The following is a 19713-nucleotide window of genomic DNA, read 5'->3' as shown; positions in this document are numbered from 1 at the left end:
GGTATCTTTTTAATGTCTTTTATTAAGTCTTTTGCAACAAGAAAACCCAAATAAACTGATTTGGGTAAATATGATTTTGCAGACGAAGTTGAATCAGGTTTTGTATAAACCCTTATAAGTTATGTCTTCACTCAGTCATCCAATCGATTCAGCTGTAATGTGTGCTGTCGTGTTATCAATCAACGTTGTATTCGTGTGAGTAATGCCCTCATCTAAAGTTATTTTGGTCGTGTTTAATTCCATGAATTTCATCTTTATTTAGGCAAATACATCATCACGACCAACAATGTGATTTATTAATGCCGAGATCGCTAACTGAAATTGCATCTGTTCAGTATTTATTCTGGGGTAATTTATTTTAGGATATGTTTGAAAAACTCCCCTAAAGCCTAGCTTGATTGCCACACAATGACTAAGGCTAACTTTGGAAATTTAGGGGAGCTGATTCAATAAAAATTAGTTTTAAACAAACGCTTAATTAGTCGCGATTGACTAAGGTTAAAATATCGTAAGTGGCAACTAATTCATGACGCTGGTTTTTTACTTTAATGTCCCAAACAACAACGCCGTGGGCTTTTTGGCTTGGGTCTTGTAAAGGTTTCGGGGTTTTTTGTTTACAGGTTAATTCGACTTGAATGGTATCTCCGATTTTAACAGGCTCTACAAAACGTAAATTGTCCATCCCATAGTTTGCAATCACTGGACCTGGTGCTGCATCTACAAATAACCCCGCAGCAGCGGATACGATAAAATAGCCATGCGCAACACGATCACCAAATATTGAGTCAGCTGCAGCAATTTTGTCCATATGTGCATAGAAGTGATCTCCACTTAAGCCAGCAAAATTGACAATATCAGCTTCTGTCACAGTACGGCGAGCAGTCAATAGGCGTTCACCGATACGTAATTCATCAAATGATTTTTTAAAGGGATGAACTCGATCTTCAAAAACCTCTGAACCAATGGTCCAACTATGACCAATTTGTGTCATGGCTTTGGGTGAACCTTGGATTGCTGTGCGTTGCATATAATGTTTTACTGCACGTAAACCACCTAATTCCTCACCACCACCAGCACGACCTGGACCACCATGAACTAAGTAAGGAAGAGGCGAACCATGACCTGTACTTTCTTTGGCATTTTCACTATCTAGGATATGTACACGACCATGCCAAGGTGCAATTTTGGCAATGATCTGCTCTACATTTTCATCCGCATTGCGCACCACAGAAGCAACTAAACTACCTTCACCCCATGCAACTAAATCAGCCAGCTCTTGAAGGTTTTCATAAGGCATTAAAGTAACAACTGGACCAAAAGCTTCTATTTGATGAATGGTCGTGGCTTGGCTTGGATTTTTACAGACTAAAACAGTCGGTGGATAAAATGCACCTTGTTCAGGATTTTCAGCTTGAATGGTGAAATCTTGACGGAGGTGGCTACCAAATACAATTTCAGCCTCTTGATTGAGTTGCTCTACTTTTTCAGCCACATCATGTTTTTGTTTTACACTGGCTAATGCCCCCATGGTGACATTTTCACGTTCAGGATTACCCACGACCACATTTTTTAATTTTGCGATTAACCGTGTTTGTACTGTTTCAAGTAACTCTACGGGAACAAAGGCTCGACGAATTGCAGTACATTTTTGCCCGGCTTTTGTGGTCATTTCACGAAAGACTTCTCGTACAAATAGATCGGTTGTTTCCGTAGATGCGTGTTGAGTCAAAATAGCACTATTGACAGAATCTGCTTCCATGGTAAATGGAATTGAATAATGATTTAAATGCGGCGTTGCACGTAATTTTTGCCCAGTGGATGCAGAACCTGTAAACGTTACTGTGTCTTGAGGGTTTAAATGTTCAAATAAATCATAAGTTTGACCGCAAATAAGCTGTAATGCTCCTTCTGCTAAGATGCCGCTAGCCAAAATGTCTTTGACAACAGCGTGGGTCAATTCTGCACCTTCCGTGGCTGGTTTAACGATACACGGCACACCCGCCAATAATGTTGGAGCAATTTTTTCTAACATTCCCCAAATTGGAAAATTAAAAGCATCAATATGCACAGCGACACCAGCCTTTGGGCTAAGAATATGCTTTGCACCAAAGGTACCGTTTTTAGACAGCGGAATCCAAGCATCTTCAACCAAGGCGGTTTCATCGCTGAGTTCACGACGAACTAAACTCGAATAGGCGAATAAAGTTCCGATCCCACCCTCGATATCAATCCAAGCATCTTTACGGGTACAACCTGTTGCTTTGGCAAGTTCATAATAGCTTTCTTTGCGTTCCAGCAAATATTGAGCGACTTGTTTTAATGCATTGGCACGTTGATGAAAAGTCAGTGATGCAAGTGCAGCACCTTTTTGTTTTGCATAATCAACAATGGCTTGCGTGTTGATTCCTTGACTACTCACTTGATAAATGGCTTCACCTGTTATCGCATGATAGACAGTACGGAAGTCTTGTTGAGTGATATATTCTTGTCCATAAACCAAAGAGCTTAATGTTTTAATCGCAGGCTGCGTGGTTGATTTTGTGGTCATTTCATCGGGTTCCGTATGGGGTATTGCCGTATCTAAATCAAGCATTACTCAAACTCCTTTTGTGATACGTTTTAGATGGTTTTCTATTTTTAATGACTCATAATTTGTCTTTTAAATTTTAAAATGTCAAATTTTTTTAGCTTAATATTGTGATATTAAAAATATAATAAAAATAATTTTAATTAAAACAATTATTTGGAAAAGTAAATTTTAAAATAATTATGATACATAAAAATATGTATTGATTTTTTATTTGTATCGTTTTAATTTAAATAGCATAACACTTGGGATAAGTGAGGACACAATGAATAATCATCAACAAGATTTCGATCAATCTCTCGAAAAGGATATTTCGATTGAGCCTAAAGATTGGATGCCAGATGCGTATCGTAAAACTTTAATTCGCCAGATTGGACAACATGCACACTCAGAAGTTGTGGGAATGTTACCTGAGGGCAATTGGATCACGCGTGCACCAAGCTTAAAACGTAAAGCTGTTTTACTTGCTAAAGTTCAAGATGAAGCAGGGCATGCATTGTATCTATATAGTGCGGCTGAAACCTTGGGTGCCGATCGTGATGACATGATGGATAAACTCATTGCTGGGCAGATGAAGTATTCATCAATTTTTAATTATCCAACCTTAACTTGGGCCGATGTTGCTGCCATTGGCTGGTTGGTTGATGGTGCGGCAATTGTCAATCAAGTTGCGTTATGTCGTACCTCTTATGGCCCCTATGCACGTGCCATGGTGCGTGTATGTAAAGAAGAAAGTTTCCATCAACGCCAAGGCTTTGAAGCCATGATGCAGTTGGCAAATGGGACACCTGAGCAAAAACAATTGGCACAAGATGCAGTGAATCGTTTTTGGTGGCCTGCACAAATGATGTTTGGTCCGAGTGATGACAATTCTCCAAACAGCGCGCAAAGCATGCAATGGAAAATTAAACTCTTTAGTAATGATGCACTCCGTCAAAAATTTGTGGATAACACGGTACCGCAAGTTTTACAGCTGGGTTTGACTGTGCCAGATCCTGACTTACGTTTTAATGAAGCAACAGGGCATTACCAGTCTGGTGAAATTAATTGGGACGAATTTTTTGACATTCTTGCAGGTAAAGGCCCATGTAATCACGAACGTATCGAAGCACGCCGTAAAGCGTGGGAAGGTGGCAAATGGGTACGTGATACCGCTGTGGTCTATGCACAAAAAAAGCAACAACAAGCTGCTGCCAAAGTTGCTTAGTTCAGTGTTTTAGTCAAATTTAATAAGGATTTTATGATGGACAATAAAAATAACTGGTCGCTATTTGAAGTTTTTGTACGAAGTAAACAAGGTTTAAGCCATCGTCATGTGGGGAGTTTACGTGCGCCAGATGCAGAAATTGCACTCCAGAATGCCCGTGATGTTTATACTCGTCGCAATGAAGGGATCAGTATTTGGGTGGTGAAATCTGAATGGATTACTTCATCTCAACCTAATGAAAAAAATGAATTTTTTGATCCAGCATTAGACAAGGTATATCGTCATCCGACGTTTTACCATATTCCAGATGGCATTGAGCATATGTAAGGGGGACGAAGATGAGTCATTCAGTATTTGCACAGTTCCTATTGCATTTGGGTGATAGCCAACTGATTTTATCGCATCGTTTGGCCGAATGGTGTGGTCATGCGCCTGAGCTAGAGCTGGATATTGCATTAGCCAATATTGGTTTGGATTTGCTAGGTCAAGCCAGAACATTGTTAAGTCTTGCGGGTGAGGAGGAAGGCTTGGGTCGTGACGAAGATCAATTGGCATTTTTCCGTAACGAACGTGAATATCGCAATTTATTGTTATGTGAACAACCCAATGCTGATTTTGCACAAACCATGGTACGCCAGTGGTTAATGGATCATTATCATCATTTGTTATTTGCTGCATTAAGCCATAGCCAACACAAAGCGTTAGCTGCATTTGCGCTGAAATCATTACGTGAAGTGAAATATCACTTACGTTTTTCTACCGCTTGGATGGAACGTTTAAGTTTAGGGACAAGCGAAGCACATGCAAAAACCCAATTAGGTTTAAACGAATTGTGGCGTTTTAGCAAAGAATTATTTGTCTTAACCACCGAAGAACAAGGCTTGGTGACTGAAGGCTTAATTCCAAATATTGAACCTTTAAAAGCGCAATGGCTGGATGTCGTAACAGTTGAACTGCAACGTTTTGAGCTTAGTTTACCTGAAACAGGGGCTTATCGTAGTGGTGCAAAACAAGGCCTGCATACCGAACATTTAGGTTTCGTTTTGGCTGAATTGCAATATATGCAACGCACTTATCCCAATATGAGTTGGTAAGTTCAGCTTTTCACAAGGAGTGAAGCACATGAATTTAATTCGACAATTTAGCGATGATTGCTGGGATATTTTACAACAGATTTCTGATCCTGAAATTCCAGTGTTATCGGTTGTGGATTTAGGCATGATTCGTGGGGTGGAGTTGAATCAGGACAATAATATTGTGGTTCGACTTACACCTACCTATAGCGGTTGCCCTGCAACAGACGTGCTGAAAGATGAAATCGTACACGCGTTTACTGCAAAAGGTTTCACACCGATTCAAGTTGTGGTGGATTTATCTGAAGCCTGGACCACCGATTGGATGAGCCAAAATGGCAAAGACAAGCTAAAACAATATGGTATTGCACCTCCAAAAGGCGAGGCACACAGTTGTGGTACGCATGTCGCATTAACCGATGGGATTGAATGTCCACATTGCCACAGCATAAACAGCAAATTATTAAGCGAATTTAGTTCTACTGCATGTAAAGCCTTATATCAATGCCAAGACTGCTTAGAACCATTTGACTATTTCAAATGCATTTAAGTTGAACATTGTTCAACAGTTTGAAAAGTTAAAATGAAAGAGGGATTTTCACATGAGTCAATTTGTACCATTAACCATAAAATCAATTACGCCTCAAACTGAGCAGGCGATTTGTATTGCGTTTGATCTTACCCCAGAACAACAACAGCGCTTTCAGTATCAACCAGGACAACATTTAACCATTCGCCATTTAACAGAAAGTGGTGAAATTCGTCGTTGTTATTCGATTTGTAGCGATGTTCAAGAAGATATGAGTATCGCGATTAAAAAAATTGATCAAGGTCAATTTTCAACTTGGGCAAATGACAATTTAAAAGCCGGTGATCAACTTGAAGTAATGCCTCCGCAAGGGATTTTTTTTCAAAAAGTTGCCAAAACTGGAGGAAAAAACTACTTAGGATTTGCCGCAGGCAGTGGAATTACCCCAATTTTGTCCATTATAAAAACAGTGTTATTACAGCAACAAGCTGCCAGTTTTACTCTGATTTATGGCAATCGTACTTGGAAACAAACCATGTTTGCTGAGCAAATCATGGATTTAAAAGATCGTTTTAAAGAGCGTTTTCAATTGATCAATGTCTTCTCTCGTGAAATGAATGACAGTGCTTTGTTTAATGGTCGGATTGATGCTGAAAAACTGCAATTATTATTTAAAGCAAATCTGATTCATGCAGAATTTGATCATTGTTTTGCCTGTGGCCCCAATGAAATGATGGAGGCCGTCGAAACGGTTTTACCTGAATTTGGCATTGAACGCAGCAAAATTCATACTGAACGTTTTAATACTGGAGCTGTGAAAAAAGCCACAGCGCAGCACATTGGCAATCGTAATGAAGAAAAAGTCAATATTGTGCTGGATGGGCGTGAGTTGATCATTGAAGTCGCCAAAGAAGATGACAGTATTCTAGATGCTGCATTACGTGCCGGTGCCGATTTACCTTATGCATGTAAAGGTGGCGTGTGCGCAACCTGTAAATGCAAAGTACTTGAAGGCAAGGTCGAGATGGCAATTAACTATAGTCTTGAACCTGAAGAACTTGCAAAAGGTTATGTACTCAGCTGTCAAGCATTGCCAACGACTCCAAATGTGCGTTTGAGTTTTGATGAATAAAACGGAATAACATTGGAGCAGAGAGATGGATTTCTTAAAAACCAGTTTAGTGAAAACAGGCGTGATGCTTATCGAGTTAAATCGCCCAGAAAAACATAATGCGCTAAATAATGCCACCTTAAAACAACTTGTGGATGTGCTGCAAGATTTAGAGCGGGACCAAAGTATTAAAACCGTTGTGATTACCGGTAATGAAACATGTTTTGCAGCGGGTGCTGATCTAAAAGAATTGGCAGCCCTTGATGTGGTGACAATCCAGCAAGATCATCGTCCGCTACTATGGAAACACATTGATGAGTTTTCAAAACCGATCATTATGGCGATCAATGGCTTTGCCTTTGGTGCAGGCTTTGAACTCGCCTTGCATGGCGATATTGTGCTGACTGGTGAAAATGCACAATTTGCCTTACCCGAAATTGGTTTGGGTATGTTGCCTGGTGCAGGTGGTACGCAGCGTTTAGCACGTTTGGTCGGACAGCAATTGGCCATGCGTTGGGCAATGACAGGGGAACGTATTTCTGCAGCGCTTGCATTACAACATGGCATTAGTAGCCAAATTTGCCCAAGCGCACTGACGGTGCAATATGCAATTGAACTGGCTGAAAAAATTGCCAAACAAGCGCCATTGGCAATCCGTGTCATTAAACAATCGTTGAAATCCATCCATGAAGTGACTTTAAGCCAAGGCTTGAAGCAAGAACGTCAGCATTTTGTCTGGCTTACGGCAACTCAAGATCGTAAGGAAGGTATTGATGCATTTTTTGAAAAAAGAAAACCAGAATTTAGAGGTGTGTAATGGATTACCAAACCATAATTGTTGAAGAAAAAAATGCAGTTGGCTATTTAACTTTTAACCGCCCAAAGCAACTGAATAGTTTTAATGAAACGATGCATCATGAAGTATCACAAACATTAAAGGCCTGGGCCAAAGATTCAAATATTCGCGCGGTGGTGATTTCAGCCGAAGGTCGTGGTTTTTGTGCAGGGCAGGATTTAGCTGATCGAGTGGTTGATCCCAATGCAGACGCACCTGATTTGGGGATATCGATTGAAAAATATTACAACCCATTAATCAAACTGATTACAGAAATGCAGAAACCCGTGATTTGTGCGGTAAATGGTGTGGCGGCTGGAGCAGGTGCAAATATTGCCTTAGCCTGTGACATTGTTCTTGCCGCAAAATCTGCATCATTTATTCAAGCCTTTTGTCGCTTAGCTTTGGTGCCTGACTCAGGAGGCACTTGGTTTTTACCCCGCTTGGTTGGACGTGCACAGGCAATGGGTTTGGCAATGCTGGGCGATAAAATTCCTGCTGAAAAGGCAGAGCAACTGGGCATGATTTGGCAAAGTGTTGCAGATGAACAACTCAAAGCTGAAGCAGAAAAATTGGCTGAGCATTTGGCAACACAACCCACCTATGGCTTGTCTTTAATTAAAAAAGCAATCCATGCTGCTGCTGACAATAGCCTAGATGATCAATTGATTTTAGAGCGTGACTTACAGCGTTTAGCCGGTCGTTCCAGCGATTATAAAGAAGGCGTACAAGCATTTATGCAAAAACGTAGCCCTGAATTTAAAGGATGCTAATCATGCAACAATTCAATTTACAGCAAGCAAATGTCGCTGTTATTGGTGCAGGAACGATGGGCATCGGGATTGCCCAACTGGCTGCGATGAATGGTCATCAAACACTGGTCTTTGACCTTAATTTCAATACAGCCAAGGCAGCACTTGCACAGCTGACAGTACAACTGAATAAACGTGTACAAGCTGGAAAAATAACACAGGCCCTTGTGGACAGTACATTGGCAAATTTAACTGTGGTGGATGATATTCAGCAACTTGCGGCAGCAGGATTAATTATTGAAGCCGTGGTGGAAAATAAACAAGTGAAACAAAGCATTTTTCAACAACTTGCAGCGATTTGCTCACAACAGACTATTTTTGCTTCTAATACCTCATCCATTTCAATAACTGCAATAGCGTCTGTGATTCCACAACCTGAACGTGTGATTGGATTACACTTTTTTAATCCTGCACCGGTAATGAAACTAGTTGAAATTGTACAAGGCTTAAAAACTGCCAAAGTGAATGCAGATGCTTTGTTTAATCTGATGCAGACATGGAACAAAGTACCGGTTTTAGCCAAATCTACGCCCGGTTTTATTGTGAACCGCGTGGCTCGTCCGTATTATGCTGAAGCTTTCCGTGCTTTACAGGAAAATGTGACGACGCCTGAACAGTTAGATTTCATTTTACGTGAATGTGGTCGCTTTGCGATGGGACCATGTGAATTGACGGATTTAATTGGTCAAGATGTGAATTTTTCAGTCACACAGAGTGTTTATCAGGAATTTTTTTACGAACCACGTTATCGCCCCTCTCTTATTCAAAAACAATTGGTAGATGCAGGCTGTTTGGGCCGTAAAAATAAACAAGGCTTCTATAATTATCATCAAGAACAACCAACACCAGTATATCGCTTACCTGAAATGACTCAGGATAGCGCACAGAACATGAATGTGAGTATCTATGGTGAATGGGCCAATCAAGCTGATTTTATTCAGCGCCTAAAAAATCAAACGACATTCAATATCAACAAAGTTGTGTCTCAACAAAATTATATTCAAATTGATGATATTGATCTCCAACTCACGCAAGGCGAATCTGCCGATATTGTTTATACACATCAAAAAGTTGTACTGATGGATTGGCATGCGGATTGGAACAAAGCTAAAGCAATTGCAGCGACTGCATCTCCAGCATGTTGCCAAGCAGATCAAGATAAAATGACACAATTCTTTGCTGCAATTGGTGTTCATGTAATTTGGACAAAAGATCATCCTGGGTTATATGTAATGCGAAGCATTGCAATGTTAGTCAATGAAGCTTGCGAGGCGGTTTTGCATGATGTCGCGACAGAACACGATATTGATGCTGCCATGAGATTTGGAGTGAATTATCCGCAAGGTCCGTTCCAATGGGTGATGCAAATGGGTGCACAACAGATTTTGATGATTTTAGAAAATTTACATCAAGTTTATGGTGAAGAACGCTATCGCCCAAGTCTGTATTTAAGAAAAAAAGTTGCAGCTTCAGCTTTACCCGTAAAGCAAACACAACAATTAAAACAAGCAGGATAAGGAGTAAAAAATGGAACAAGTGTTTATTTGTGATGCTATTCGTACTCCAATTGGTCGTTATGCAGGAGCTTTAAGTAGTATCCGTACAGATGATTTGGCTGCTTTGCCGATTCAATATTTAAAACAACAACATCCAACGTTGGCTTGGGATCAGTTAGATGAGCTTATCCTTGGTTGTGCCAACCAAGCCGGTGAGGATAATCGTAACGTCGCTCGAATGGCATCATTACTTGCAGGACTACCAGATTCAGTACCTGCGATTACGGTAAACCGTTTATGTGCTTCGGGATTAGATGCGATTGGTTTGGCTGCACGTGCTATTAAGTCAGGTGAAGCACAATTTGTATTGGCAGGTGGTGTTGAGTCAATGAGTCGTGCGCCATTTGTACAGTCCAAGCCAGAAACCGCTTTTAGCCGAACACCAAGTATTTATGATACAACTATTGGTTGGCGCTTTATCAATCCAAAATTTAAAGCAAATTTTGGGGTGGACAGCATGCCCGAAACCGCAGAAAACGTTGCTGAAAAGTATCAGATTAGCCGTGAAGATCAGGATTTATTTGCTTTCAATAGTCAGAAAAAAACGGCAACTGCGCAACTTAATGGCGTGTTTGCAGAAGAAATATGTGCTGTAGAAATAATCGATCGTAAAAAAAATCTGACACGTATAACTGAAGACGAACATCCACGCGCAGATACCACACTGGAAAGTTTGGCAAAATTAAAAGCGCCGTTCCGCAAACAAGATGGTTCTGTCACAGCAGGAAATGCATCGGGGGTAAATGATGGTGCCGCTTGTGTGTTATTGACCAGTGAAGGCTTTGCAACGGCAAATCAGTTGAAACCACTTGCCAAAGTCATTGCGATGGCAAGTGCAGGCGTTGAAGCAAAATATATGGGAATTGGTCCAGTACCAGCAGTACAAAAACTGCTGAAACAGACAGGTTTAAGTCTGGATCAAATGGATGTCATTGAGCTGAATGAAGCATTTGCAGCACAATCACTTGCAGTAATGCGTGAACTAGGTCTGGATGATGATGATGCACGGGTCAATCCCAATGGCGGAGCAATTGCCTTAGGTCATCCATTGGGTATGAGTGGTACACGTTTGGTGATCACGGCAATGAAAGAATTGAAACGCCGTAATGGAAAATATGCACTATGTACGATGTGTGTGGGTGTTGGGCAAGGTGTTGCGCTTATTTTGGAAAATTTTGACGCATAACAGCCACTGCAAGACCAAACCAAGGATTTTAAGAAACAGCCAAAGGATGGCTGTTCAGGGAGTAACAATATGAATAACAATACATTGGAACATTTAGAAAAAGCATCGGTTGATGAGTTACGCAATGTTCAATTCGAACGTATAAAACAAACATTGCAACATGCTTATCAAAATAGTGCCGTCTATCGTCAGAAATTTGATGAAGTTGGGGTACATCCTGATGATTTTAAAACTTTAGCAGATCTAGCTAAATTTCCATTTACCTCTAAAAAAGATTTACGCGAAAATTATCCATTTGGCATGTTCGCAGTTCCGCAACAACAAATAGTCAGAGTACATGCTTCATCAGGTACAACGGGGCAACCCACTGTTGTGGGATATACTCAAAAAGATATTCAAGTTTGGTCTGATGTTGTGGCGCGTTCATTACGTGCTGCAGGTTTAAGTAATCAAGATATTATTCAAGTGTCTTATGGCTATGGACTATTCACTGGTGGTCTAGGCGCGCACTATGGTGTTGAGCGCTTAGGCGCAACGGTCATTCCTATGTCAGGTGGTCAAACTGAAAAGCAAGTACAATTGATACATGACTTTAAACCCACGGCAATTATGGTGACACCATCCTATTGCTTAAATATTATTGAAGCATTGGAAAAAAGATTTGGTACTGCCAAAGAGTGCTCCATTAAAACCGGAATATTTGGCGCGGAACCGTGGACCAATGAGATGCGTAAAGAAATTGAAGACCGTTTAAGGATTGATGCTCTGGATATCTATGGCTTATCTGAAGTGATGGGACCCGGTGTGGCGATGGAGTGTCTAGAGACTAAAGATGGTTTAACCATTTGGGAAGATCATTTTTACCCTGAAATTATCAATCCAGAAACAGGCGAAGTGTTGGCTGATGGTGAATTGGGCGAATTAGTTTTTACCACGATTACCAAAGAAGGCATGCCTGTCATTCGTTACCGAACTCGAGATTTGACTCGTTTATTGCCAGGTACAGCAAGAACAATGCGCCGTATGGATAAAATTGTTGGGCGTAGTGATGATATGATGATTATTCGTGGTGTAAATGTATTTCCATCTCAAATTGAAGAACAAATTTTACAAATCCCTGAATTGGTTCCTAATTATGAGATTCAGATTTGTAAACAAGGTCATCTGGATGGATTGCACATCCGTACAGAAATGCGTCAAGATATACCTCAGGAAATACACGCACAACTGTGTACTCAGCTCAAAACTAAGATCAAAACGATGGTTGGAATTACGGTAAGCATTGAAATTTTGACAGAAGGGGCATTGCCACGTTCAGAAGGTAAGGCTCAGCGTGTATTTGATTTGCGCAACAATAATCATGTTACACATCCATCAAGTACGCTTAGCCTCGGTTAATTTGAGTGTTGTTATTTGAGATTGTTAAATTAAGGTCCTATCGAACATTATGAATTCAAAATTAAAACTTGCTATAGATGATTTTATTACCAAAGAAATGTTAAGTGGAACTTCACTGATCATGACGGTTTTTGGTGACTGTGTGCATCATCACGGTGGGATTATCAGTCTTGCAAGTTTGATTCAGTTAATGAGTATTTTTGGACTCAATGAGCGTTCGGTACGGACTGCTGTATTTAGACTGGTACAAAATGGCTGGTTAGTGTCTGAAAAAATTGGTCGTACAAGTTATTATCGTGTGACTGAAAGTAGTCTCAATAGTTTTACACTGGCAGATACTAAAATTTATAATTTTAATCATAAAGAATGGGATCAAAGCTGGGATTTGGTCTTACTCAGTTCATTAGATATTGATAATAAACAAATTTTAAAGAAAGAATTGGAGTGGCTGGGTTTTGCCAGTATCGCAAGTAATGTAATGGCTTATCCAAGTTGCGATAAATTGAAATTACAGAATTTATTGCTCAGTCAGAACATGACAGATCAAGTGGTAATTTTTAAAGCTGAAACTTTGCAACTGTGGCAAGAATCTTATCCAACGGTAAAACGAATGGTGGAAGTTAATTGGCCAATTCTTGAGTTACATTCACGTTATGAAAAATTTATCCATGATTTTCGAGAGTTCTTAAATCTTGTGGAAAATTCAGATGATATGGATGCCGCACAAGCATTTCAAATCCGTATTTTGCTTATTCATCAATTCCGCCGAATTTTATTAAAAGACCCAAATTTACCATTTGAATTATTACCTTCAAACTGGTTATCGCTGAATGCGAGAAATTTGAGTAGTAACCTCTATCAACTGGTTGTTTTTGCAGGGGAAGAGTACTTTATGCAGTTTGCTCGCACATCAGAAGGTTTTATGCCACCTTTACATCCTATGTTTTATAAGCGATTTGGTGGTTTAAAAGTTGAGGAAATGGGTGTTTAAACCCACTAGTTCATTTAATTATTTAAATGAGTTGGGCTTTGAAAAATATGGATTATTCACATGCCTTGTTATGTCATTGATAATGTAATTCCAGTCGTACACCCTAACGCCTTTGTACATCCAACTGCTGTATTAATTGGTGATGTTATTCTTGAAGAAGGTGTTTATATTGGCCCTTTTGCTTCGTTACGTGCTGATTTTGGACAGATTCATGTCTGTAAAAATTCCAATGTACAAGATAACTGTGTGATTCATGGCTTTCCGAAAAGTATTACCTTAATCGAAGAGTATGGGCATATCGGTCATGCTGCTATTTTACATGGCTGTACAATTGGCAAAAATGTTTTGGTTGGCATGAATAGTGTCATTCTTGATGAAGCTGAAATCGGTGAAAATACCATTATTGGTGCCAATAGCACAATTAAAGCCAAGGCTGTTATACCCGCAAATGTGCTCGCTCTTGGAAGTCCTGCAAAAGTCGTTCGTGATTTACTAGAACAAGAAATTGAATGGAAGCGAAATGGAACAAATGAATATATTCATCTTGCACAGCGTTGTATAAATTCATTACGAGAGGTGGAACCTTTGATTTCTTTAGAAAATCGGTTGGATTTTACAAACTTTAAAACTGAGCATAAGTTGTACTAATTTGTGGCTTAATCTTCATTGATGGCGAGTATCACAATATTGTGAATTGGATCATTGCGTACTGAATTTATAATCAGAAAATAGGTTCAACACATTGTTTTTGTCTCGTCCTAAAATAGTTTAACAATATTTCATTGAGAATCGAGTTAAGCAATGAATTCGGTTCTTGCTTTTCCACACATATGATTTTTTAGCCAATCTCTTAAAATCAGGAAAAACATCCTCTTACTGACGATTATCCAAAGCTTATGGTGGCCACGCAGCAAATTGAACAAGCCAAGCTATTGAGTAAAAGGCTGTTGTCATAGATGTCTAAGTGGTTCTTTTATTTGCTAAGATTGGGTAAAATTACTGCAAATTTAGCACTTTATAAAATGTAGATTAGGATGATGAACAAAATTTTAGTGATTGCCTTAGGGATATTACCAGTATTTGTGCAAGCACAAAGCTTCAAATACACAAACACCGCGTCTGGTTTTAAAAATTATCAGGGATTAGCCACTTTAACAGGAAAATTTTCACGTAATTTAGACCCTGAATATTTGGATTATATGGGTGATGATATTTGTTTTGAACCCAACAAAACATCAGCTGCACTCATTCCGCGTCCAAAAGGTGATACACGAGATGTATGGTTTTGCTTTAGCAACTTTGATGTAGCAAAAAAGACTTTTAAGTTACCAGACAATATTAAAAAAGGTTATTGCCAATATGAGGGACAGGCAACGATTCAAATTAAAGACTATCATTTATTTATAGAGGAAACTGAAGGTTTTGATTCAACTCAATTAGTTTCAGCGACCAATATTACTCCTGCAAAAGCAATAAAATGTAAAGTGCAGAATTAAGACTGTTTGAATAGTGTGATGAGATTTGATCGCCACAGGTAAATAGAGCTTAACTTGGTTAGTCATTCGCAAACAAAAAAGATCGCATTAATGCGATCTTTTTCTTTTAAAACTGATACTTAAGTTATCCATGCTTATTTATTCTTTTTGCTGACTTTTTTATATTCCAGATAAGCTTCTTCAGCAAATTTTCGTAATGAAGTCCCGATTGCTGCATATTGGAATTCATTTAAGTTAGCAAGCGAGGCGCGTGCAGAAGGGTGTTGAACACCAAAACCTGAACCCGGAAGGAGTACGACACCTGTTTCATCAGCAACTCGGAAAAGTAATTCTGTTGGATTCTTATTTTTCATCACCCAATCAGCAAATGCATCACCATATAGTTTCCGTGAGGTATTTTCTAAATTGACCAAGGTATAGTAATCAACGGCATTCGGATCTTGTGGAACTTCAACCCCAAGCTGTCTATAAAGCGCAGCATCGCGTTCTCGAACCACAGATTTCACTGCTTTTTTATAGCTTTGACGAGAATCCATCATATTAAATAAAGCAAAAAGAACCATTTGTACTTGTTGAGGTGTGGATAATCCAGCTGTGTGATTTAAAGCAACATTACGGCTATCGGCAACAAGGCGATCAATAAACTTAATACTAGATGGATCTGTGGTGAGGGATGAGTAACGTTCTTCGAGTTCTTTCTTGTCTTTTTTAGAAAGCGCCGCAATTTTTTTATCTAAAATATTATGATTACTCAAGGCAATAACCCCAAGTCTCCATCCAGTTGCACCAAAATATTTAGAGAAAGAATAAACCAGAATGGTATTGTCAGGGCAAATTGCAAACAAGGATTTAAAGTTATCTGCAAATGTGCCATAAACATCATCTGTTAGAATAATCAGGTCAGGACGTTTTTTAACAATATCAGCCAAAATCGCTAAACCTTCATCACTCATTTTAACCGAAGGTGGATTGCTTGGATTCACCAAGAAAAATGCTTTAATCGATGGATCTTCTAATTTGCGTAATTCTGATTCTGGGTATTGCCAACCAAGATTAGGATCAGCCTTGATGAGTACTTCTTCGAGCTGATAATCGTTAAGTTTTGGAATTTCGAGATAAGGGGTAAAAATAGGCGAACCTATGGCAATACGATCACCATGTGAAATAATTTTATTTTCTTTTAATGAATTAAAAATATAAGCCATTGCAGCTGTACCACCTTCCACTGCAAATAAATCGAGTTCTTCTTTCGGCATACCTTGTACGCCCATTTCACGTAAAACATATTCTTTAATAATCTTTTCGCTGACTCTTAGCATTCGATCTGGGACAGGATAATTACAGCCAAGTATACCTTCGACCATTTCGAGTAAGAATGCATCGGGATCAAGTCCCAATTGGTCACGCACATAAGAAATTGCTTTACCCAGAAAAACAACACCTGGCTTGTCACGATTTTCTAGGATGAAGTGGTCAAAGCGTGATTGCAATCCTTCTGCACGCGGAAATCCACCAAGCCCTTCAGGCATATAGGAAAAAGAAAATTCTGACTCAGTGGCAGAAAATAAACCCAATTGGAAAAAGGCACGGCGTGGAACAGTTGCCAGAAAGTTTGGATTGCCTCGTCCCGCATTGAGCATCATACGGTCAGTATGGCTTTGTGCCAAAGCAATCAATTTATCTTTGAGTTCAAATGGGCTCAGTTTTGCGTATTTTGAATAATCAACGTTCCCCATGGGAAGTCTCCTTAATTATCTTGAAGTGAATGAGTTTGAAATTTATAAAATTATTTATGCTAAACCGACAATCAGAGGGCCAAGCAAGGTTAAAAATACATTTGCGAGTGCATAGGTAATTGCAAATGGGACAGTCGGAATTGAGTTTCCAGCTTTATCGAGTACGCCACCAAAAGCAGGATTTGCACTGCGTGAGCCAGTTAATGCTCCAGCCATTACGGCGACATTGTTATAACGGAGTACATAACGGGCAAATAGCATTGAAAGAATTAGCGGTACTAACGTGACCACCACTCCGATCATAAATAGGGACAAGCCACTTTCTTTAATGGTTTGAATGGCCTGTAAACCTGATTGCAAACCGACAGCAGCAACAAAACCAGCAAGACCTAAATCTTTGAGAAGTTGTGAAGCAGCTAAAGGCATATTGCCGTGGACTTGGTTACGGCTACGTAGCCAACCAAATAACAGACCTGATAACAGCGCACCGCCACCTGCACCAAGGGTTAAAGGAACATCACCAATACGGACAACAAAGAGGCCAATGACTAAACCAACAACTAAACCTGCACCATGGAAAATCCAGTCTGTTTTTAAGCTTTCGGGTAAAGCTTTACCCGCTTCTTTGACTAAGCGTTCAAGATCACTTTTAGTTCCATATACGGTGACCACATCGCCTTGATGCAGGACTGTATCATCACTTAAAGCTTGCGCTTCACTGTTACGTTTAATTGCCAGCACATAAATACCATGCTTTAAGTAATCTGGAGTATTGGCTTTGATATCTCCAAGAGTACGGTTGGCATATTTTGAGTTTCGTAATATGACATCTGTGGTGTCCATGATCATTTCCATACCTTGTGAGGATTGCAACTCAGATCCAATAAACTCGGCAATGGAAACGATACTTGCCCTGCGACCAACGACCAGAACAACATCATCTTTCTCTAAGGTAATTTCTGGCGCAACATCAATAAATTGATCTTTGCGTTTTAATCGTTCAATGGTGACGCTTGGTACTTGTGTTTCGAGTTCGGCAATGGTGTGTCCTGATGCTTGTTTGACTTTGTAAATACGACCAACAATTTCAGGCATAGCCAATTCTTGACCAGGTGCCAGTTCAAATGCACCTTTTAACTGCTCTGCTTGCGCTTTCAAAGCATCATCATGAATTTCTCGCCCCATAAATTTTGGCAAGATATTCACACAAACAATAATTGCGCCTAGAGAACCAAAGATATAGGTCACGGCATATCCAATCGCAACATTGGCTTGAAGTTTTTGAATTTCTGCAAGTGGTAAGTCTAGGCGAGAAATCGCATCGCCCGCTGTACCAATAATCGCAGACTGGGTCATCCCACCTGCAGCCAAACCTGCGGCTAAGCCTTTATCTAGATTAAAGATTTTTGCCATGACTAAGACTGTAATGAGTCCACATACGGCCATAAAAATAGCCAGCAAGATTTCTTTAATGGATTGTGGCCCAAGCGATTTAAAAAACTGTGGGCCACTTTCAAAACCGACTGCGTAAATAAATAAAGCAAAAAGAATCGCTTTTACACCATTGTCGATTGGTACGCCAATAAGACTTAGAATAACAGCGACAAGTAGTGATCCTGCAACACCACCAAATTGAAACTTTCCAAATTGAAACTGACCGATCCAAAACCCTATTGCTAAGGATAAAAATAATAGGATTTCAGGACTATGTTTTAATTCACCTTGTAGCCATTCAATCATTTTGCGGCCCCACCTTTATTATTTAATCTATATTTGATTATGAGTAGAGTGTTCATTTTTTTACGTTCAATGGAAAATACTATATCAGTCGAGGTTGTGTAAAATATCCATATTTGAAATATACTATTTCATGGTTTTTTTATTTATTTAAAGAATATACCAAATATCGTGAATATTAAATTGTGCTTAAATAAGAAATAATTTAATTATTGTGGTGCCTTTTGCTTGCTTATTTATTTTTAATGAGATTTAATGATTGATAATTATTTATTAAAAGTTAATTTATTTAAAAAATAAATTTAAAAAAAATAAACAAATTTTTTTGTATTTTTAAGGTGTTTGTATTGATGGTTGTTTTATTGTAAGTTATTAATAATAATATATTATTTATTTTAATATTGGATATTTGTTTTTCTGGTGTTAGCAAAGTGTATCGTTTGGTAAACAGTATGGAAAAATATAAATATATTGTGCATTTTATTTGAAAAGTAATTAATAAATCAAAACATCATTAGACTTCCTTCATAAATCATTTTTCAATCAATTTAATTGTTTATCTTTCACCCAATCTAAATTGTATATGCCAGCAAGTAAATTAAACCGCAGGTTTAATCTTTTACGACGATTTCTATATACACAAGATAAAATCTTAAAACATTTCATCCTTCCAAATACATGCTCTACTTGAATTCGTCTACGACCAATCTCTCTATTTAACTTTTTTAATTCAGAATCTAATTTTTCAGTTTTCTTTGCTTTAGATGGCATGAGGCATCCAAAACCCAATTTTTTTATCCCTAAATACCCCTTATCAACGATAAAAAAGGGCTTAAATTTTAATTTCCTCATACTTTTTTTAAATATTTTAAAATCATGCATGCTTCCATGACTTCCACATACACTCAGTATTTCACCTGTTGTATAGTGCATAGATAGCTGAAATTTAAAGGTATGTCGCTTTTTTTTACCGCTATACCATTTCTTCTGTTTTTTTTGGACGTTGAACTAATATTTCAGTTGCATCAATCACAACAACTTCCCAATCCACTTCATCTCGATTAGGAAGTTGTTTTGGCAAGTTAAATTTTCCAGAACGGATTAAGGTATCTTCAATAACACGTGTGATACGAATTGCACTCGTTTCAGATACACCGTAACTCATACCAAGATGGAAAAATGTTCGATATTCTCTCCAATATTCTATACATAAGAGCAAGCGATCTTCCAACGGTAATTTATGCGGTCGTCCTTTACCAATATGACGAGGTAAATGCTTATTTAGCTCGGCCAACATGAGGTTAAATGTAGCCCAACTAACACCGGTAAGCCTACGAAACTTAACGTCTGATAATTTTTGAATATCTTTGAATTTCATCCAAGGATTATCCCTTGAATTAAATAATTTTGCTGATTAATTTAAGATCAAATAAATTGTACGTTTTTTGATTTATGACGG

At 38.8% G+C, this 19713-nt stretch carries 17 protein-coding genes and 1 pseudogene; 13 read left to right on the top strand and 5 right to left on the bottom strand.

From position 1 onward, the window contains the following. Positions 1-478: 478 nt before the first annotated feature. Entirely contained in the window at positions 479-2548 is a 2070-nt protein-coding gene (gene paaZ, locus MTO68_RS18440; RefSeq protein ID WP_244016002.1) for a phenylacetic acid degradation bifunctional protein PaaZ, read from the bottom strand. A gap of 304 nt (positions 2549-2852) precedes the next feature. Between paaZ and paaA the strand changes: the two genes are divergently transcribed. From paaA to MTO68_RS18375, 13 genes are all read left to right on the top strand, one after another. Further along, complete coding sequence (gene paaA, locus MTO68_RS18435) at positions 2853-3794, top strand: 1,2-phenylacetyl-CoA epoxidase subunit PaaA (RefSeq protein WP_151802502.1); 942 nt, start codon at positions 2853-2855, stop codon at positions 3792-3794. Positions 3795-3830: 36 nt separating this feature from the next. Then, positions 3831-4121, top strand: coding sequence for a 1,2-phenylacetyl-CoA epoxidase subunit PaaB (gene paaB, locus MTO68_RS18430; protein ID WP_004817294.1), 291 nt, complete (start codon positions 3831-3833; stop codon positions 4119-4121). An 11-nt stretch (positions 4122-4132) separates the two neighbouring features. Continuing rightward, the gene (gene paaC, locus MTO68_RS18425) at positions 4133-4888 is read left to right on the top strand and encodes a 1,2-phenylacetyl-CoA epoxidase subunit PaaC (protein ID WP_244013841.1); all 756 of its coding nucleotides are present in this window, start codon (positions 4133-4135) and stop codon (positions 4886-4888) included. A 28-nt stretch (positions 4889-4916) separates the two neighbouring features. Further along, on the top strand, positions 4917-5417 hold the full coding sequence (gene paaD, locus MTO68_RS18420) for a 1,2-phenylacetyl-CoA epoxidase subunit PaaD (protein WP_209827587.1): 501 nt from the start codon (positions 4917-4919) through the stop codon (positions 5415-5417). Positions 5418-5469: 52 nt separating this feature from the next. Next, complete coding sequence (locus MTO68_RS18415; protein ID WP_096734974.1) at positions 5470-6528, top strand: 2Fe-2S iron-sulfur cluster-binding protein; 1059 nt, start codon at positions 5470-5472, stop codon at positions 6526-6528. 25 nt (positions 6529-6553) lie between these two features. Further along, the gene (locus MTO68_RS18410) at positions 6554-7324 is read left to right on the top strand and encodes an enoyl-CoA hydratase-related protein (RefSeq protein WP_004817286.1); all 771 of its coding nucleotides are present in this window, start codon (positions 6554-6556) and stop codon (positions 7322-7324) included. Next, positions 7324-8115, top strand: coding sequence for a 2-(1,2-epoxy-1,2-dihydrophenyl)acetyl-CoA isomerase PaaG (gene paaG, locus MTO68_RS18405; protein ID WP_244013839.1), 792 nt, complete (start codon positions 7324-7326; stop codon positions 8113-8115). The genes MTO68_RS18410 and paaG overlap by 1 nt, the downstream gene beginning before the upstream one ends. Positions 8116-8117: 2 nt before the next feature. After that, positions 8118-9671: a 3-hydroxyacyl-CoA dehydrogenase gene (locus MTO68_RS18400; RefSeq protein WP_244013838.1), complete on the top strand. Its 1554-nt coding sequence runs from the start codon at positions 8118-8120 to the stop codon at positions 9669-9671. A gap of 10 nt (positions 9672-9681) precedes the next feature. Beyond that, positions 9682-10896, top strand: a complete 1215-nt coding sequence (gene pcaF, locus MTO68_RS18395) for a 3-oxoadipyl-CoA thiolase (RefSeq protein ID WP_244013836.1) — start codon at positions 9682-9684, stop codon at positions 10894-10896. 69 nt (positions 10897-10965) lie between these two features. Next, the gene (gene paaK / locus MTO68_RS18390; protein ID WP_105713456.1) at positions 10966-12294 is read left to right on the top strand and encodes a phenylacetate--CoA ligase PaaK; all 1329 of its coding nucleotides are present in this window, start codon (positions 10966-10968) and stop codon (positions 12292-12294) included. A gap of 49 nt (positions 12295-12343) precedes the next feature. Then, a complete protein-coding gene (locus tag MTO68_RS18385; RefSeq protein WP_244013834.1) occupies positions 12344-13285 on the top strand; it encodes a PaaX family transcriptional regulator C-terminal domain-containing protein in 942 nt (313 codons plus the stop codon). 60 nt (positions 13286-13345) lie between these two features. Then, positions 13346-13933 carry a gamma carbonic anhydrase family protein gene (locus MTO68_RS18380; protein WP_244013833.1) on the top strand — a complete coding sequence of 196 codons (588 nt, stop codon included), beginning with the start codon at positions 13346-13348 and terminating at the stop codon, positions 13931-13933. Between the two features lie 389 nt (positions 13934-14322). After that, complete coding sequence (locus MTO68_RS18375) at positions 14323-14781, top strand: hypothetical protein (RefSeq protein ID WP_244016001.1); 459 nt, start codon at positions 14323-14325, stop codon at positions 14779-14781. 134 nt (positions 14782-14915) lie between these two features. Here MTO68_RS18375 and MTO68_RS18370 read toward each other — a convergent pair whose 3' ends face one another. The 4 genes and pseudogenes from MTO68_RS18370 to MTO68_RS18355 form a co-directional block, all read right to left on the bottom strand. Further along, complete coding sequence (locus tag MTO68_RS18370; RefSeq protein WP_244013831.1) at positions 14916-16517, bottom strand: bifunctional aspartate transaminase/aspartate 4-decarboxylase; 1602 nt, start codon at positions 16515-16517, stop codon at positions 14916-14918. 54 nt (positions 16518-16571) lie between these two features. Further along, the gene (gene aspT, locus MTO68_RS18365) at positions 16572-18257 is read right to left on the bottom strand and encodes an aspartate-alanine antiporter (RefSeq protein ID WP_244013829.1); all 1686 of its coding nucleotides are present in this window, start codon (positions 18255-18257) and stop codon (positions 16572-16574) included. 540 nt (positions 18258-18797) lie between these two features. Next, positions 18798-19190 (bottom strand): annotated as a pseudogene (locus tag MTO68_RS18360) (transposase family protein); the annotation flags it as partial. Between the two features lie 37 nt (positions 19191-19227). Continuing rightward, positions 19228-19632, bottom strand: coding sequence for a transposase family protein (locus MTO68_RS18355; RefSeq protein ID WP_008942454.1), 405 nt, complete (start codon positions 19630-19632; stop codon positions 19228-19230). Positions 19633-19713: the final 81 nt, after the last annotated feature.

This window comes from Acinetobacter sp. NyZ410 (assembly GCF_022828975.1).
GTDB lineage: Bacteria > Pseudomonadota > Gammaproteobacteria > Pseudomonadales > Moraxellaceae > Acinetobacter > Acinetobacter guillouiae.
The sequence above is the reverse complement of the archived record's forward strand: the minus strand, read 5'-3'. Positions and strand labels throughout refer to the sequence as shown.

Bases quoted from the DNA above. Each gene is read 5' to 3' on its own strand.
- MTO68_RS18415 (WP_096734974.1), top strand. From the start codon at position 5,470: ATGAGTCAATTTGTACCATTAACCATAAAATCAATTACGCCTCAAACT.
- paaA (WP_151802502.1), top strand. From the start codon at position 2,853: ATGAATAATCATCAACAAGATTTCGATCAATCTCTCGAAAAGGATATT.
- MTO68_RS18400 (WP_244013838.1), top strand. From the start codon at position 8,118: ATGCAACAATTCAATTTACAGCAAGCAAATGTCGCTGTTATTGGTGCA.
- MTO68_RS18355 (WP_008942454.1), bottom strand. From the start codon at position 19,632: ATGAAATTCAAAGATATTCAAAAATTATCAGACGTTAAGTTTCGTAGG.
- MTO68_RS18385 (WP_244013834.1), top strand. From the start codon at position 12,344: ATGAATTCAAAATTAAAACTTGCTATAGATGATTTTATTACCAAAGAA.
- paaK (WP_105713456.1), top strand. From the start codon at position 10,966: ATGAATAACAATACATTGGAACATTTAGAAAAAGCATCGGTTGATGAG.
- MTO68_RS18375 (WP_244016001.1), top strand. From the start codon at position 14,323: ATGAACAAAATTTTAGTGATTGCCTTAGGGATATTACCAGTATTTGTG.
- paaC (WP_244013841.1), top strand. From the start codon at position 4,133: ATGAGTCATTCAGTATTTGCACAGTTCCTATTGCATTTGGGTGATAGC.
- paaZ (WP_244016002.1), bottom strand. From the start codon at position 2,548: ATGACCACAAAATCAACCACGCAGCCTGCGATTAAAACATTAAGCTCT.
- paaD (WP_209827587.1), top strand. From the start codon at position 4,917: ATGAATTTAATTCGACAATTTAGCGATGATTGCTGGGATATTTTACAA.
- MTO68_RS18380 (WP_244013833.1), top strand. From the start codon at position 13,346: ATGCCTTGTTATGTCATTGATAATGTAATTCCAGTCGTACACCCTAAC.
- MTO68_RS18370 (WP_244013831.1), bottom strand. From the start codon at position 16,517: ATGGGGAACGTTGATTATTCAAAATACGCAAAACTGAGCCCATTTGAA.
- pcaF (WP_244013836.1), top strand. From the start codon at position 9,682: ATGGAACAAGTGTTTATTTGTGATGCTATTCGTACTCCAATTGGTCGT.
- MTO68_RS18410 (WP_004817286.1), top strand. From the start codon at position 6,554: ATGGATTTCTTAAAAACCAGTTTAGTGAAAACAGGCGTGATGCTTATC.
- aspT (WP_244013829.1), bottom strand. From the start codon at position 18,257: ATGATTGAATGGCTACAAGGTGAATTAAAACATAGTCCTGAAATCCTA.
- paaB (WP_004817294.1), top strand. From the start codon at position 3,831: ATGGACAATAAAAATAACTGGTCGCTATTTGAAGTTTTTGTACGAAGT.
- paaG (WP_244013839.1), top strand. From the start codon at position 7,324: ATGGATTACCAAACCATAATTGTTGAAGAAAAAAATGCAGTTGGCTAT.